14 protein-coding genes and 1 riboswitch are annotated in these 15,606 nt (G+C 32.1%); of the genes, 5 read left to right on the top strand and 9 right to left on the bottom strand.

Features of this window, described 5'->3' with window-relative positions:
• Window position 1: 1 nt before the first annotated feature.
• Window positions 2–268 (bottom strand): DUF2061 domain-containing protein, encoded by a 267-nt coding sequence (locus PQF96_RS16760; protein ID WP_109438848.1) that lies wholly within the window; start codon window positions 266–268, stop codon window positions 2–4.
• Between the two features lie 319 nt (window positions 269–587).
• On the opposite strand from PQF96_RS16760, the gene PQF96_RS16755 reads away from it, so the two are divergent.
• Complete coding sequence (locus PQF96_RS16755) at window positions 588–1,133, top strand: lipocalin family protein (protein WP_271767510.1); 546 nt, start codon at window positions 588–590, stop codon at window positions 1,131–1,133.
• A gap of 219 nt (window positions 1,134–1,352) precedes the next feature.
• Window positions 1,353–3,011, top strand: coding sequence for a hypothetical protein (locus tag PQF96_RS16750; protein ID WP_271767508.1), 1,659 nt, complete (start codon window positions 1,353–1,355; stop codon window positions 3,009–3,011).
• A gap of 44 nt (window positions 3,012–3,055) precedes the next feature.
• Here PQF96_RS16750 and PQF96_RS16745 read toward each other — a convergent pair whose 3' ends face one another.
• From PQF96_RS16745 to PQF96_RS16720, 6 genes are read right to left on the bottom strand one after another with little or no spacing between them, the layout of a single operon-like run.
• Window positions 3,056–4,234 (bottom strand): trans-sulfuration enzyme family protein, encoded by a 1,179-nt coding sequence (locus PQF96_RS16745; protein ID WP_271767506.1) that lies wholly within the window; start codon window positions 4,232–4,234, stop codon window positions 3,056–3,058.
• A complete protein-coding gene (locus tag PQF96_RS16740; RefSeq protein ID WP_109438851.1) occupies window positions 4,231–4,656 on the bottom strand; it encodes an OsmC family protein in 426 nt (141 codons plus the stop codon). Before PQF96_RS16740 ends, PQF96_RS16745 begins: the two co-directional genes overlap by 4 nt.
• Window positions 4,657–4,686: 30 nt before the next feature.
• On the bottom strand, window positions 4,687–5,898 hold the full coding sequence (locus PQF96_RS16735) for a cytochrome-c peroxidase (RefSeq protein ID WP_271767504.1): 1,212 nt from the start codon (window positions 5,896–5,898) through the stop codon (window positions 4,687–4,689).
• A complete protein-coding gene (thrA, locus tag PQF96_RS16730; RefSeq protein ID WP_271767502.1) occupies window positions 5,898–8,312 on the bottom strand; it encodes a bifunctional aspartate kinase/homoserine dehydrogenase I in 2,415 nt (804 codons plus the stop codon). Before thrA ends, PQF96_RS16735 begins: the two co-directional genes overlap by 1 nt.
• Before the next feature lie 10 nt (window positions 8,313–8,322).
• On the bottom strand, window positions 8,323–9,285 hold the full coding sequence (locus PQF96_RS16725) for an alpha/beta fold hydrolase (RefSeq protein WP_271767501.1): 963 nt from the start codon (window positions 9,283–9,285) through the stop codon (window positions 8,323–8,325).
• Between the two features lie 28 nt (window positions 9,286–9,313).
• Window positions 9,314–10,603, bottom strand: coding sequence for an O-acetylhomoserine aminocarboxypropyltransferase/cysteine synthase family protein (locus PQF96_RS16720; RefSeq protein ID WP_271767500.1), 1,290 nt, complete (start codon window positions 10,601–10,603; stop codon window positions 9,314–9,316).
• Between the two features lie 123 nt (window positions 10,604–10,726).
• Window positions 10,727–10,835: riboswitch (SAM riboswitch) on the bottom strand.
• A 332-nt stretch (window positions 10,836–11,167) separates the two neighbouring features.
• On the opposite strand from PQF96_RS16720, the gene metK reads away from it, so the two are divergent.
• The 3 genes from metK (at window position 11,168) to PQF96_RS16705 (ending at window position 13,852) form a co-directional block, all read left to right on the top strand.
• A complete protein-coding gene (gene metK, locus PQF96_RS16715) occupies window positions 11,168–12,424 on the top strand; it encodes a methionine adenosyltransferase (protein ID WP_271767498.1) in 1,257 nt (418 codons plus the stop codon).
• Between the two features lie 212 nt (window positions 12,425–12,636).
• Complete coding sequence (locus tag PQF96_RS16710; RefSeq protein WP_271767496.1) at window positions 12,637–13,002, top strand: hypothetical protein; 366 nt, start codon at window positions 12,637–12,639, stop codon at window positions 13,000–13,002.
• 499 nt (window positions 13,003–13,501) lie between these two features.
• Entirely contained in the window at window positions 13,502–13,852 is a 351-nt protein-coding gene (locus tag PQF96_RS16705; protein WP_143915867.1) for a hypothetical protein, read from the top strand.
• A 55-nt stretch (window positions 13,853–13,907) separates the two neighbouring features.
• Here the strand turns inward: PQF96_RS16705 and PQF96_RS16700 are convergent, their stop codons facing one another.
• Together PQF96_RS16700 and PQF96_RS16695 are read right to left on the bottom strand one after the other, a co-directional pair.
• Complete coding sequence (locus PQF96_RS16700; RefSeq protein ID WP_109435469.1) at window positions 13,908–14,330, bottom strand: DoxX family protein; 423 nt, start codon at window positions 14,328–14,330, stop codon at window positions 13,908–13,910.
• A gap of 79 nt (window positions 14,331–14,409) precedes the next feature.
• On the bottom strand, window positions 14,410–15,594 hold the full coding sequence (locus tag PQF96_RS16695) for a heparan-alpha-glucosaminide N-acetyltransferase domain-containing protein (protein WP_271767493.1): 1,185 nt from the start codon (window positions 15,592–15,594) through the stop codon (window positions 14,410–14,412).
• Window positions 15,595–15,606 lie beyond the last annotated feature (12 nt).

Raw genomic sequence — 15,606 nt, 5'->3', positions numbered from 1 at the left:
TCTACTTCCCCCATTTAATTCGATTCCAAATTCTTTCATGAAAGAAGTACAAAATCATTTTGGTTACAAAATCAATAGACGCTATAGAAGTAGCAAGCGCTATTTCTCCAGTTAAAATATAGGATACAATTAATGTATCTAATGTACCCACCACTCTCCAGCTCACTGCTTTTGCAATACTACGCAAAGGTTTCTCAGAAGTTTTATCATCCTGATATGTTGTTTTCTGTGTGGATACTTTATCTAATATCATTTGATCTACAATCATTTTTTTAAATTCTATTACCCTATCGGATTAGTAGATTATTAAACAAATGTATATATAAAATTTGTGTATTAGTCCAAAAGATTAAAAAAATCTTACTAAAACTCAATGAATTATGATATCTTTAATAAAAACCCCACTAGTTTAGTAGATTATTAAAGCGTTGATAGGATCATTGTATATAATAACGAATAATGATTTACTAAACTTTTACTAATTACCCTTAAAAACCCCATAAAAAAGAGTCAATTAAACAAAAGGAACAATATGATAATCAGCCTCTCGTTGAAAATTAAGTAGTAACTCAAAATATATGATCAAAATGAAAAAATTTGCAATGCTTTTATTTTTAGCAAGTACCTCGTTATTTTTTTCTTGTAGTAGCGATGATGATGCACCCACTGAAGTCGATCAAAATTTAATTCCCGGAGAATGGAATCTAACAGAAATCAAGTCAGAAAATGGTAAAGTTTCTGCTACTATCCAAAATATTCCTGTAAGTGGTGATTTTACACTTACCGGAAAGGATTATACCGCTAAAGCAACTTTTACAGAAACTTCTGCGACAGATGAACCCAATACTTTTGTGAGTTCTGGAGGTTTTACAGCAGTTGCTACTATAAGCATCCCCACTCAAGACCCAATTGAATATGAAGAACCAATTCCTGATTTTATAGGAACTGGAGAATGGAAAACAGAAGGCAATATTCTAACTACTACTGTTGCTGGAGAAGAAGAGTCGTTTGAAATTGTTTCTTTGACTGCTGAAACTATGACACTTAAGATAACCATTAATGAAGACATAGAACGTCAGGGAATCACTTTTGCCGTAACAGGTGATCAGTTTTTTGTACTGACTAAGCAATAATAAAAATTAAGTTGTACATAAAAAAGCGGCAAATTTGATTTGCCGCTTTTTTATGTATGCATTAGACCATACCACAATAAGCACTACACTACTTAAAATCAATCGTTTATATATTCACTTTTACTTTTTTGAAGCTTTTTATTACATCGTCTCAAAAATTGAGATAGTATTCTTTTATCATTGTATCTTTAAAATAGACATTTATCGAATTAAAGAAACATGAAACACATCACATTTTTACTGGCATTTTTTATTAGCACTTTGTGTATTTCACAAATAGCTCCTTTTACCTGTGTGAAAAGAATTAATCCAGATACGAGAGGTACAGAAATTGCAATTGCAGCAGAAAATTCTACAGAAAGTATTATTACCGAAGTTCCACCATGGATAATTATGGGATGCTGGAGAGGATATTTTTATAATGAAGTTGGCAGAAAGACACTTTTTATAACTACCCCAAAGAACATGGTAGATAATACTGAAGCCGGATCATGTGATACTTTCAGAGAAGCTTGCATCCCAAAAAGAACAGATTTCAATATCTCTGTTGGAATCCCAAGTTATACCGTTAGTGAAATCCATCACGCAAATTGGCAAACTAGATCAACTGATCATATAAGAAATTATGCCGGAATATATGCTGCAGAAACCATTAATCAATTAGGAAAAATAACCAATATTGGCTTTGTTCATGGTGAAAATGGTGCAAATTATAGTCATAAATACCAAAATAACTTTAGAAGTTACGACACTACTGCTACTTGGTCAGCTCCATTAGAAAATTATTATGCATTTTTAAGCATGGCATGGTTAAAAAGCAATAGAGAAAATGGATGGGGTCATCAAAAATATAATGATATGGGACCCATCGCCTGGCCAAGTACAGGATATTTAAAGAATGCTACCAAAATTAACTATGACAACAACTCAACCGCCCCGACATTTTCACCATACTACAGAGGAGGAGAAAAGTTAACTAGTGGGTTACGGCATCCTTCGTCTATTAAACACAATGGGTATATTTATGTATTCTTTTCAGAATCAAGCCCAAGAATGATATCAGCTTCAGGCATCAAAGTCTTAAGAGTTGCAGAATCCTTAGCTACAAATCCAAATGCCTATAAAATTTATTACAATGGTGGTTGGTATAAATCATTACCTGAAAATTTCAGTAAAGAAAAACTAGCCGACTTCCTTCAAGTCAAAGGTCCAAAAAGTACTTCTATCTTAGGATCTAGTCATCGATTTAGCGTCGCAAAAGTTCGAAACACTAATTACTTTATTGGAGTGAGAGAATACCGTAATAACGAAAACGAAACTTATCATATTTCTTTACACAAATCATTTGATCTCATAAATTGGAGCGAAGGATATGACATTTATTTTGCAGATGACAAAGATGGCCAAGCATGGAGTAAAAGTGATTTACATTATCCAATATTTATGGATAAATATGGAAAATCAAATACCGTTATTGACAGGGATAAGTTTTATATCTTATTTAGCAAAACTACGGCGTATGATAAAATAAAACGATGGGAATTAAATTTAACCTGTTCAGACAATGAAATATCATGCCTTAAGCCCCTAAATTTTACATTATCAAAAGAAAGTAACACTCCATTAACAACACCATTAGATTGTAATGACATCAATATCTACGTTAAAAATAACACCTTACTATTGCCTGTATTTACAAATGGTCCTTATACTATTGAAATCTATAGTCTTTCTGGACAAAAGATAATCAAAAAATCACTTTCTAATAAAGAGAATCTAATATCACTTAAGAACCACAATCTAAAAAACTCAATCCTTCTGTATTCTTTAAAAAACACATCAACTGGAAATCGTTGCAATGGAAAAATAGTTTTTTAACAAAATAAGTTATAAAACATATCTAATTTTAAATTAGATATGTTTTATAATTGCCCTAATGCTTGTTTTATATCCTGGATAATATCGTCAATATGTTCTAGCCCTACAGAACACCGTACCATGCCATTGGTAATTCCAACAACTTCTTTATCCTCATCAGCTAACTTACTATGTGTTGTAGACGCAGGATGCGTTACTATAGTTCTAGTATCTCCAAGATTTGCAGACAAAGAACACATTTTAATAGCATCAAAAAAAGTTTTCCCTGCCTGTACTCCTCCACTTACTTCAAAAGCAACAATATTGCCACCTGATTTCATTTGTCGTTTAGCAATTTCATATTGCGGATGAGATTTCAAAAAAGGATACTTTACCCAATTTACTTTGGGATGTGCTTCTAAAAACTCAGCAAGTTTATATGCATTTTCACAATGACGGTCTACACGAACGGCTAATGTTTCTAAACTTTTAGACAACACCCAGGCATTGAAAGGTGATAATGCAGGTCCTGTATTTCGAGAAAACAAATAAATCTCTCTGATTAACTCTTTTTTGCCCACGGTTACTCCTCCTAATACTCTTCCTTGACCGTCTATCAACTTGGTAGCCGAATGTATAACAAGATCTGCTCCAAACTGAATAGGGTTTTGTAAATATGGAGTTGCAAAACAGTTATCAATAATCAAAAGTAGATTATGTTTTTTAGCAATTTTGCCCAATACCTCTAAATCCAGAATATCTACTCCCGGATTCGTAGGAGATTCTGCATATAGAATTTTTGTATTAGGTCGAATTAAACTTTCTATTTTTTCCGTCTCATCTATCCTAAAATAACTTGTTTCTATATTCCATTTAGGAAAATACTTAGTAAACAATGAATGTGTAGATCCAAAAACAGATCGTGCTGATATGATATGATCACCTGCATCTAATAAAGCTGCAAATGTAGAGAACACTGCAGCCATACCTGTTGCAAATGCATACCCATCTTCTGCTCCTTCTAACTTACAAATTTTATCTACAAATTCTGTAGTATTAGGATTACTAAAACGGCTATACAGGTTCCGATCTTTCTCTTCAGCAAAAGCTGCTCTCATTTCTTCAGAATCTTCAAAAACAAATCCCGAAGTCAAATACATGGGTGAAGAATGCTCTAAAAACTGTGTTTTTTCGGTCTGTGTTCTGACCGCTTGTGTTTCAAAATTTGTACTATCTAGACTCATACTTCTTTATTATTTACTACTACTTTATATGCTATGGTAGCAGTAGGTTCTAAAGTTTTGGATACTGAACAATATTTTTCGAACGACAATTGAGCAGCTCTTTTTGCTTTTTCGGGAGCTATTTCCCCTTCAAGAAATACAGTTACTACTATATTTTTAAAAGGCTTTGCTCCATCAATTTCTTCACGACTACCATCCACTTCTGCTCTATAGTCTGTAATTTCTTGTCGTTGTTTCTTTAAAATTGATATTACGTCAATAGCACTACATCCCGCGACTCCCATTAACACATACTCCATTGGACTCGGAGCTAAATCATGTCCTCCAACCTCTGCTTTACTATCAATATGGGTCACATGTCCTCTTTCGTTTTTTAATTCGAAATGGTAATCGTTATCTATTCTTTTGAGCTGTATTTTCATTATTTCTATTTTTCAATTTAGTATTATCTCTTAATTAATATCTCCTCCAACCGGAAGACCACTTGGCACTGCATCAACTACCTCTTTATCAAAATCAGTTTCATTTAACGTATTTAAAAAAGAAATGATTGGTGCCATATCCATAACCTTAATTCGTATTTTTTTAACTAAAGAATCTAATTGATCATCTTCAATATTTGGATTTTGAGACCTTCCTGAAGCTATATCTTCATAAAACTCTAAAACTTTTTGTAAATTTTTCATCTTACCATTATGCATATAAGGTGCAGTAAATTGTAAATTTCGTAAGCTTGGAGTTCTAAAGGAAAATTGTTGACCAAAACCACTATCTATTATTTTTAATTTATTGTTTTCCTGCAAACTCAACACATGCATTTTATAATCAGAAAACATAGGTCCTTTATGACAATTCGCGCAACCTACTTTTTTAAACAATTTAAAACCTTCTTTTTCTGAAAGAGAAATTGCATTTTCGTCTCCTGCTACATATTGATCAAAACGAGAATTATTCGTTACCAAAGTCCTTTCAAAAACCGCTATCGCTTTGGATAAATTAATGCTATTGATTGCATCTTTCTCTCCAAACGCTTCCTCAAATAATATTTGATATTCGGGAATTGCTTTCAGTCTGGCGATAACCACATCCAGGATATCCTTTTCAGCATACTTACGCCCTCTCATTTCTTCGAGTGCTTTGATCGGCTCTAATGCTTGTTTTTCTAAACTTTCTACTCGCGAATCCCAAAACATTGGTGCTTTCTCAGGGTCATATTCATTATTTGTATCAATACCATTATATGCTGTATTTAAAATGGTATGAGCATTTCTTTTTACAAAAGGAATATCATTTGGCGTATTAAACACCCGAGTACTTCCAAAACCTTTTCCATTTACTCCAATAGAAATATCCCGAAACTCAGCATAACCATTCTTAGGATGATGACAAGTAGCACAAGCTACATCTTTATTTCCTGACAATATCGGATCAAAAAAAAGTAATTTTCCCAAGGCAGCTTTTTCAGGAGAACTAGGATTATCTTTGGGTGATTTTACAGTTTTAGGGAGCGCTGTATATTGTACTAGCACATCCTCTTTAGCTATTGTTTTGTAATCAGTTTTTTCTGAATTAAAACAACCTGCAATAACAAAAAGTACCAAATTCAATAAAAACAATACGTTCTTGTTTTGCCAAATAACCGTATCTCCAATTATAATCTTCATTATCCTTTTTCTGTTAATCGCAATATATCTCCAAAGACACCTCTTGCTGTAACTGCTGCTCCTGCTCCTGCTCCTTGAATTACTATCGGTTGATCCCCATAAGATTCTGTATAAATCTCAAATATAGAGTCGGAACCTTTTACCTGTCCTAACGCGCTACTTTGAGGAACGGAAACCAATTTTACATCAAGATTTCCTTTCTCTTTGGATAAATCTCCCCAAAGATCACCAATATATCTCAATACATGATTAGGTTTTTGCTCTTCTTTAACTTTTTGATATACCAAGTTCAGGTTATCTAATTTCTCCAAAAATTCCTGAGCTCCTCCTTGTCTAAGTCCTTCAGGAATCAAATTATGAATATTCACATCCTCAAATTCATTACTTAAATCAAGCTCTCTTGCCAAAATCAATAATTTCCTACCAACATCATTTCCACAAAGATCTTCACGAGGGTCTGGTTCTGTGAATCCTTTATCTATAGCTTCTTGTAAGACTTCACTAAATAATCGATTTTCATTAGAATATGTATTAAACAAGTAACTTAATGACCCAGAAAAAACTCCTTTAATTCTTGTGATATTCTCTCCTGACAAATGCAATAACTTAATCGTATCAATAAGCGGTAATCCTGCTCCTACATTAGTTTCATACAAATACTGTTTTTGATTATCCTCTAGTTTCTTTCGTAATTCTTTATAAAAATCAAAACTTAATGTATTTGCTACTTTATTAGAAGATACCAGATCAAAACCATGTTCTACCAGATGCATATAATTTGCTGTGAATGCTTCACTAGCTGTGTTATCAATAGCAATTAAATTCTCTAGATGATGTTCATCTGCATATCGAACTATATCTTCTATGGTATAAGAAATTCCTTTTTCATCAATACTGTTTTTCCAATGTTCATTAATACCATTTTTATTTAAAAGTACTTTTTTAGAGTTTGCAACTGCAAAAATATTAAGGTTTATTTTCTTTCGTTTTTCGATCTGCTCAGAGGATTTCAGGATTTGTTCTATTAAGGTACCTCCTACCAATCCGTGACCAAATATTGCAAGGTTAATTTTTTTAGCAATTTCAAAAATCTCTCCATGAATCACATTCAATGCACGATGTAATTGTTCTTTTTTCACTACCAGACTTATGGTAGCACCAGTAACCGTATTATTAAAAAGCAAAGGGATTACCTGGTTTTTAATTAATGCATTATACGGTTTATGAAATGTACTTAAATCCTGACCAATAATTGAAATCACAGATACATTTTCTTCTATTGAAATACCACTTACATCTCGTTTGTGAAAATCAGATTCGAATTCTTGTTCTAATACTGTTTTAGCTTCTTTTGCTTTATTAGCTTCTACAACAAATCCTATTCCTCGTTCTGAAGAACCTTGAGAAATAATACTAACACTAATATTTTTATGTGCTAATGCTCTAAAAATTCTTGCATCTACACCAACTTTACCCAAAAGTCCTCTCCCTTCGAGATTAATCAAAGCTACATGTTCTAAGACCGACAGGGATTTAATTCCTTTTTCGTTTGATGTAGCTGTTATTAAGGTACCTTTATTTTTATAGTCAAAAGTATTTAATATCCTAAGGGGAATATTCTTTTCTATTAGCGGAATTATTGTTTTTGCATGAAGAATATTAGCTCCAAAATATGCTAATTCATTAGCTTCTGCAAATGACAATTTTTCTATTTTCCTCGCATCTGGTACTAAATCAGGATTTGCTGTATAAATTCCATTGACATGAGTAAAATTTTGTAATTCTTCAGCCTCTAGATAATTTGCTAATAACGAGGCAGTATAATTACTTCCGTTTCTACCTAAAGTAGTAGTTTCATTGTTGGTATTAGACGCTATAAAACCAGTAACCACGTTTACTGTAGATCCATTATGTTTATTAAAATGGCTAATTACATTTTTCTTGGATAATTTATCCAGAGGTTGAGCACCTCCAAACTGAGCATCTGTAATTATAAGTGATCTACTATCTGTAAAATTGGCTTTAATATTTTTTTCCTGAAGAAGTTGTGTTACCAATTTGGCAGAAATCACCTCACCTTGAGACAATACCTGATCTTTTATTCTTTTACTATAATCTCCTAAAAGAGATACCCCTTCAAAAAGCTTATCTAGTGTTTCGAATTCCTGAGTAAAATCTATACTTTTAAAACCATCTAATTGATACTTTTTAAATGCATCCAATTGCTCTTGATAAGGTTTACTTTTTGATGCTTTTTCAAGAATTCCTTCTAGTTCATCAGTAGTATTGCCTCTGGCAGAAAGCACGACTGTTATTTTCTCATCTTTCTTAACCTTGTCTTCAATTATTTCAATTACCGTACGAATTCCTTTTCCGTTAGCTAATGACTTTCCTCCAAATTTTAAGACCTTCATTTCTTTTTATTTAAAAAATATCTTTTAACAATTTGCTTAATTGTTCAAACTCTATTAAAAAAGCATCATGACCGTGTGCAGAATTAATAATTGCGTGGGTAACATTATGCTTAACTTCTTGTAACTCCTTAAATGTAATTTTATCTTCTGCTGCAGTAAAAAAGATATCAGAATCCACGCTAATAATATGAATATTGGATTGTATAGATCTGGCTACTTCTTTAAAACTCCCTCTTTTTTCTGTGATATCAATATTGCCCAGAATATGATTTAATTCTTTATAAGCAGAAAGTGTAAATCTTCTATCCAATCGTTCACCATGATATAAAAGCCAACTTTCTACATTATACACACCTCTTTCTTCATTAAAAGTTCTATCAAATTTTTGTTTAAATGACTCTGGAGACCTATAGATAAGCATTGCATGTAATCTTGCGTCATGAACCGGATTATTAGAATTTAATAAAATCTGTTCTTGTACCAAACAATTTGCTTTTAGCCAATCTGTAGATTTCCAATCTGTCGCAACAGGAATAAGGTGTTTTACTAATTCAGGTTGCAAAGCAGCCAATTCCCATGCTATTCCACCTCCTACAGAACCACCAATCACAGCATATAATTCATCTATTTTCAATAATTTTAAACCCTCAGAAAATATAGCAGCAATATCTCTTGCATTAAAAGTCTTATGGTCTTCAATTAAATTCTCCTTAATTCCGTCATAACCATTCCCAGGAATATTAAACGATAAAATGGTATACCTATCAGTATCAATACATTTACCTTCCCCTATCAAACCACTCCACCATCCACCTGAGCCACACACCATAGAATTACCGGTAAGTGCGTGGTTCACCAATACAATTGGAGCCTGAAACAAAGGTTTTCCAAATACTTGGTACGTCAAAGGTATATGATCTATACACTTAGCTTTTACTGTAATAAAATTAGAAATGTCAAGTTTTTGAAGCATAGGAAAAGTATATATAACTCTTTAATTTTTATTTGACAGTTTCGGTTATTTTGGCAAGAGCTACCTCTAAATCTCCTTTTAAGTCTTCAATATCCTCTAATCCAACAGATAACCTTATCAAATCCTGGGTTACTCCCGTTGATTCTTGTTGTACAGCATCCAATTGTTGATGTGTAGTACTTGCAGGATGAATTATCAAGGATTTTGTATCCCCAATATTAGCCAATAAAGAAAAAATCTTTGTCTCGTTAGCTACAGTTTTGGCTGAATCAAACCCTCCTTTTACCCCAAAGGTTATTATACCACTCTGCCCTTTAGGTAAATATTCCTGAGCTAATTTATAGTACGAATCTCCTTCAAGTCCGGGATATTTTATCCATGTCACTTCATCTTGTTTTTGTAGCCATTTCGCCAAAGTCAACGCATTCTCGCTATGTTTTTTGATTCTAATTTCTAAGGTTTCCAAACCTTGTAAAATTTGAAATGCATTGAATGGACTAAGTGCAGCACCATGATCTCTTAACCCTTCTATTCTCGCTTTGGCTATAAACGCTGCAGCTCCTAATGCTTCATGATATACTAATCCATGGTATCCTGGGGAAGGTTCTGTAAATTCAGGAAATTTACCACTAGACCAATCAAAAGTTCCTGCATCTATTATTACACCTCCGAGAGAAGTTCCATTCCCGCTTATATATTTGGTAAGAGAATGAATCACAATATTAGCACCATACTCAATAGGGTTTAGCAATGCTGGAGTAGCAACAGTATTATCCACAATTAAAGGAACTTTATAAGCTTTGGCTTCTAATGAAATTGCTTTTAGATCAAGTACATCCAATTTTGGATTACCTAAAGATTCTACAAAAAAAGCACGTGTATTCTCTTGTACAGCATTTTTGAAATTTTCAGGATTTGAAGGATCTACAAATGTGGTAGTAATCCCAAACCTTGGTAAAGTAACTCCTAAAAGATTATAGGTTCCTCCATACAAACTACTGGAAGCAACAATATGATCGCCTGCTTTAAGTAAAGTGAGTAATGTAGTATTAATTGCTGCTGTACCTGATGCGGTTACAACTGCAGCAATACCTCCTTCTAATGTTGCTAGTCGTTGCTCTAAAACATCATTTGTAGGATTGTTTAATCGGGTATAGATGTACCCCGATTCTGATAAGTTAAATACGTTTGCCGCATGATCAGCATCCTTAAAAACATATGAAGTGGTTTGATAAATAGGTACTGCTCTGGTTCCTCCATTAGCAGATACATCATGCCCAGCATGTAAAGCTTCTGTTGCAAATTTTTGTGCACTCATAATTTTCTATTTTAAATTTTAATAACAAAATAAAATCCAAATACATCAAACATCTATGATTATGTTTGGTTATAGAAAATTAAAAAGAAAGGAAAACGTCAATTGCGAGAAAGCAATTGTATCGAGTTATCTTTTTCGCCTAAGCGAATAGAATTTAGCACCTTCTTTAAATAAATTTAAAGGGTTGCTAAGGTTTCACAGGGTCTATTCCCTCCACCTTTCTTAATAACTTACTAATATGTATAAGAAACTTCGCAACAAAGCTAGTAATTATTTTTAAACTGTATCATTTTTTATTGGAAAATTATTTTGTTCAAAAAAAAACGCTTTAAAAAGCTTTTTAATTAGCAAAAAATTAATGATACGTTAAATGCTTTCAAGTATTATCATTTTTTTTACCTTTGCCGAAATATTTTTCAGGGAAAGATTTGACTGATTGCAACCCAAAACACTGTTCTAAATGTTAACAGTGTTAAAAATGCTAAAGCAGTTCGATTTATAAATAATTTATCGAAAGCTTCACATCTCAGTCTCGTCTAATCATTCTCGATAAAACAACAACGAATGGCATATTTATTTACTTCAGAGAGTGTATCTGAAGGACATCCGGATAAAGTAGCAGATCAGATCAGTGATGCATTATTAGATAACTTTTTGGCTTTTGACGCAGATTCTAAAGTAGCTTGTGAAACACTAGTTACAACAGGTCAAGTAGTTCTTGCTGGAGAAGTAAAATCCAAAACATACCTCGATGTGCAACACATAGCAAGAGATGTAATTAACACTATTGGATATACCAAAGGAGCATATCAATTTAGTGGAGATTCTTGTGGAGTAATTTCTTTAATTCATGAACAATCTCAGGATATTAATCAAGGTGTAGATCGTGAAACTAAAGAAGAGCAGGGAGCTGGTGACCAGGGAATGATGTTCGGATACGCTACTAAAGAAACTTCTAACTACATGCCTTTGGCTCTTGATATTTCTCATAAAATATTAATAGAATTGGCAAAATTAAGACGAGAAGGCAATGAAATTCCTTATTTACGTCCAGATTCTAAGAGCCAGGTAACTATAGAATATAGTGATGACAACATACCTCAGCGTATTGTTGCGATTGTTGTGTCCACACAACATGATGATTTTGATACTGATGATGATAGAATGCTTTCTAAAATAAAGAATGATATTGTTTCAATCTTAATACCGAGAGTAATTGCTCAGTTACCAGAATACGTTCAGCAATTATTTAATGATCAAATCACATATCATATTAATCCAACCGGAAAATTCGTTATCGGTGGACCTCATGGAGATACTGGTCTTACAGGAAGAAAAATCATCGTAGACACCTATGGTGGAAAAGGAGCACATGGCGGAGGCGCTTTTTCTGGTAAAGACCCTAGTAAAGTAGACAGATCTGCCGCTTATGCGTCGAGACATATTGCAAAAAATCTTGTTGCCGCTGGAGTAGCTAGTGAAGCATTGGTGCAAGTATCCTATGCTATTGGTGTAGTTGAACCTACTTCAATTTTTGTAGATACTTATGGAACCAGTTCATTAGGTTTAACCGATGGTGAAATTGCAGAAAAAGTAAGTGCAATATTTGATATGCGTCCTGCTGCAATAGAAAAGCGTCTTAAATTACGTAACCCTATTTATCAGGAAACTGCAGCTTATGGACATATGGGTAAGGAACCACAAATTATCACTAAAGTTTTTGAAAGCCCTTATTCTGGTAAAATTGAAAAAGAAGTAGAGTTATTTACTTGGGAGAAATTAGACTATGTAGAAACGGTACAAAAAGCCTTTGGGATATAATTTCATCTGGGTTTTATAGTACTTTATCGAAAAATAGGCTAAACCCTTAAAAAATGAGGTTTTACCGTATACTAAAATCGAGTATAATCGTTACTTTTATCCTGTTTATATTAAGACACACAACATATCTTTTTTAAGGGAAAATAATTTTGATATGTTTTTTTGAGAATTTCAGTGTATCAGTATTAATCAATACATTAAAATTTAGGGAAATGAAATTAAAATTCACATTAAATATCGCTTTCTTATTGGTCTGCGGTATGTCTTTTGGTCAGGACTTTAAAAATGACTTTTCTTCTGTAAAAACTATTGACACTCAAATCCAAGAGGAACAATATAGTACAGATAAAATTGCCATGTCGGATCGGTTAGTTGTAAAAACTCCTATAAAGAAGAAAGATAAACGTTTTTATAGCAAAAAGGAATGGAGAAAAATCAAAAAACAACTAAGTAGAAATAAAAAAAGAGTTTCTAATACCAAAAATAGTATCTATACATCCAGAACTATTGATACTATATATTTAAATATTCCTGTAAATAATAATAATAATAATGAATCTCGCCTATCAGGGTGGTAACTAGAATATTTTAAAACAGAAAGTTAGGTTATATCTATCTTTAATTTTATCAATTAACTTTAGTTATTTTTTCAAAACTGACGTTTTTTAATATTTTTTAAAATAAAAAAGCACAAAATCTATAGAAAAAGAGCTCTTTTTCTATAGATTTTGTGCTTTTAACTAATTTATCAAAATCCCTCAGACAAGCCTGTATTATTGATTTCTCAGTTTTTTATGCTTTTTTCATCTAAAAAAAATAAAAAAAATTCTACTCCATTATATCGAAAAAAAACTCTTGTAATAACAACAGCTCTCAGCTTTTACAGGGGGAAAAATCCCCATATAGCACTGTGGTTTTTCCGTAATACAAAACCAAATAGTATTACTATATTAGTAACTGGATATCAACCACTTAATAATTTATCTTAATTATAAAACTGGTCATATCCATACCATTATAAATCGCCCCTACTATACCTAGAATCAAAATTATTAATGCGCAAAAACCAAAAAAAAAATGAAAATTAGAATGAGAATTATTACTACTACTGTATTGTTATGTATATCATTTTTATTAACTGGACAACAAACAAGTTACCAACCTATCAAATCCAATTCTCAACAAGAATCTATTACAAAAGTAAACAGACCTTCAGAAATATCAACACCTAATGATAAGAATAATGACGAAGACAAAAAAATAAGTTTAAACAGAGAAAGAGAATGGAAAAAAATTAAAAGACAGATCAAAAGAAATAAGAAAAGAGCTTCTCATAACAAAAACAGTGTTTACACCTCAAGAATAATAGATACTATATATATAGATATTCCATCTAACAATAGAAAACCCCGTTTATCAGGCTTATAAAATTTAATAACATATATAAAAAGGCTACTCATAATGAGTAGCCTTTTTATATACACTACTGCTCCATTTTTAAATAATAATCTACAGAATGTTTACCTGATCCATAGAACAGAAAAAATACACATAACAGTAAAATTGTACTGGCAACAATTAAATTTGCTGTATTCATTTCTCCTATGAAATTAATAATAACAGCTCCAAAAAGTAAAGGAAGTTGAGCCATTACCGACCACCTAGTGAGTAAACCGAATGCGATAAGTATCCCTCCTATTAAATGAGCGGGAGCAACATAATGAATAATAATCATAGAACCTGCAAGATTCTGAACAGGTTTGATAAGGTCAACAAGAATTTGGCTATTGCTAATAAAATTTATTCCTTTTATGAATAAAAATACCCCAAGAGCAACTCTTAATAAATCTAATGGATAATACGTATGTGCATTAGCCCATTTATTTAATGATTTTATTGTTGGCATAATAATACATATATTGATTACACCTCTATAAGATACTGATTTATAACCTAATAAAAAAAAGTAATAAAATCAAACAACACTAACGCCTCGCATATCGAATACTTCTGTAAAGACGAATAATATCATTTTTAAGTAAAAGAAGTATTTCTGGTAGAGACATTATTACTTTTTTGGTAATTAAATCCACTATATAATGCAAACGAAGCTTTAATTGTTCTTCATATTTATAATAATACAAAACCAATGCGCAAATACCAAAAACAAATAATAATGCACCTATAAAAGCTTGTAGTGGAGTTAATGTGCGGTAAAAGAAACTGTTAAGCCCTAACCCAAACCAGCTTCCATAAAGCACAAAAAAGTGAATAATATAGATAGAGAGTGTTCTACCTCCTATTTTGGTCATTATTTTACCTGTAAAATAATTTCTCATAAGAATAAATACAGAGAAAAGCATACACACATTACCCAATCTAATAAATAAAAAATTATTATATGCGACAGATTTAAATACAGTAATACCACTCAAGTCATAAAACAACATTAATATGCTTGAAGAATAAAAAACTAATATTGCTCCTAAAGAAAAAAGTAACGTAATGGCAAATGGATAAAATACTTTATGCTTTCCATACTTAAGAAAAAGACTAGCTATAAAACTACCAAAACATACATAACCAAACCATGGGAACAATGTAAAAACTGATCCATTTTTACTCGTAAAATAGTTTGCTACAGTTTTTGGTAAAAATTCTAAAATACAACTTCCATATATTGGTTGCAATAGAAAGATAATGATTCCCATACCTAATACAGTATTTTGAAACCAAGCATTATTTGTTCGATATAATAAAAGATACATTCCTATCAACAGCAACAAAGACGTTCCCATACACTGCAATACATCAACAAAGAAAAATGAAGGGTTTACCGTTCCTTTAAAGATCGCATAAAAACTCAGACGTAATAAATATCCCCAAAAAATCACTTTAATTGCCCGTTTTATTCCTTTTAACACCCTAGGGTTTTCTAATCCGGTTAAGTTTTGTTTGAGTAACAAATACGTGAAAATAAAACCTGTAATGGTAAAGAATGTAGGAGCGGTCATTCCTCTAAAGTATTCCCAAATTGAATATATTAAATTGTTTCTATCTCGATATGTATCTCCTAAAAGAGTATGTACAAAATGCCCTTGAAGCATCATAATAATAGCGAATGCTCGTATTGCATCAAGAAAATGCAACCGACTACTTTGTTTAGTCATGATTGAAATGTT

The sequence above is a fragment of the Aquimarina algiphila genome, assembly GCF_947494415.1.
GTDB classification, from domain to species: domain Bacteria; phylum Bacteroidota; class Bacteroidia; order Flavobacteriales; family Flavobacteriaceae; genus Aquimarina; species Aquimarina algiphila.
The sequence above is the reverse complement of the archived record's forward strand: the minus strand, read 5'-3'. Positions and strand labels throughout refer to the sequence as shown.